The organism is Streptomyces sp. NPDC127197 (assembly GCF_042672405.1).
GTDB classification, from domain to species: domain Bacteria; phylum Actinomycetota; class Actinomycetes; order Streptomycetales; family Streptomycetaceae; genus Streptomyces; species Streptomyces flavusporus.
This window is the reverse complement of sequence record NZ_JBHXVG010000154.1, coordinates 1-1,090: the sequence shown is the minus strand read 5'-3', so window position 1 is coordinate 1,090 and position 1,090 is coordinate 1. Positions and strand designations below refer to the sequence as shown.

Genomic DNA, 1,090 nt, shown 5'->3' with positions numbered 1-1,090 from the left:
GACCGGTCTTCCTGCCTCTTGGGGACGGTCGCTCGGACTTCCTAGCCGGGCTGCCCCCAGGCCGGGACATGCCAGTAGGTCGCCGGTGCACGTCGAAGAGAGATCAAAAAGGTTCCATGAAGCCAATCCGCGCCCCGGCCCGGCCGGGGCCCCGTACAGAGCCGCTGCTTCACGCGGGTCCGACGGGGTCAGCCTCCCGACCGGATCAGCCGGACCGCGTCCAGCAGGGTCTTGTGGGCGGCCGTCGAGTCGTCCAGGTAGCCGGCTGCCATCGCGCCGTCGTACAGCATCAGCAGCGCACCGGTGGCCGACTCCGCATCGGCGTGGCCGAGCCGGGTGAGCAGATCCTGGAAGAGGGTGCGGATCCAGTCCCGGTGGGACGTCACCAGGCCGCGGACCGGGTGGTCGGCGTCCGGGTACTCGGCGGCCGCGTTCAGGAACGGCGATCCGCGGAAGCCGCGCTCGCGGGCGTGCTCGGCGATCGCCTCGAAGATCAGGTCGATCGCCTCCGCGGGCGGATGCCCGGCGGCCAGCGGTTCGGCCACCTCCTTGTAGTAGGCGTCCTTGGTCAGCAGATAGGCCACGACCAGGTCGTCCTTGGAGGCGAAGTGCCGGTAGAAGGTCGCCTTCGTCACCCCGGCCTCGGCGATCAGCCGCTCCACGCCGATCGCGCGTACGCCCTCGTAATAGAACAGGCGTGACGCGGCCCGGACCAGGCGTTCGCGGGGCGGTAGCTCTCCGTCGTCCTTGGTCCCTTGACGCGTGGTGTCGGTGGTCTTCTGCCCGCTGATGCTCACTTCCCCATTGTGCCTTTGGCCCAGTCCTGAGCGGCCTGCACCCCATAGGGCTCACACCAAGTGGGCCATCTCCCCTTGTCCCGTACGGCCCCGAGCAGCGTGGCCGTTCGTCGAAAGGCTTGAACCATGACTCGTCGTCTCGAAGGAACCGCCGCCCTGGTCACCGGGGCCTCCAGCGGCATCGGCCACGCCACCGCCCTGGAGCTTGCCCGCGAGGGTGCCTCCGTGGCCCTGGTCGGCCGGCGCGAGGACCGGCTCACCGACCTCGCTGCGGAAATCACCGACTCCGGCGG

The 1,090-nt window shown here is 69.7% G+C and carries 2 protein-coding genes; one reads left to right on the top strand and one right to left on the bottom strand.

Annotated features, from left to right (window positions below):
* Nucleotides 1-188: 188 nt before the first annotated feature.
* Complete coding sequence (locus ACFVJQ_RS46065; RefSeq protein ID WP_385791993.1) at nucleotides 189-797, bottom strand: TetR/AcrR family transcriptional regulator; 609 nt, start codon at nucleotides 795-797, stop codon at nucleotides 189-191.
* A gap of 126 nt (nucleotides 798-923) precedes the next feature.
* On the opposite strand from ACFVJQ_RS46065, the gene ACFVJQ_RS46060 reads away from it, so the two are divergent.
* On the top strand, nucleotides 924-1,090 hold a 167-nt coding region (locus ACFVJQ_RS46060), incomplete at its 3' end, for an SDR family NAD(P)-dependent oxidoreductase (RefSeq protein ID WP_385791995.1).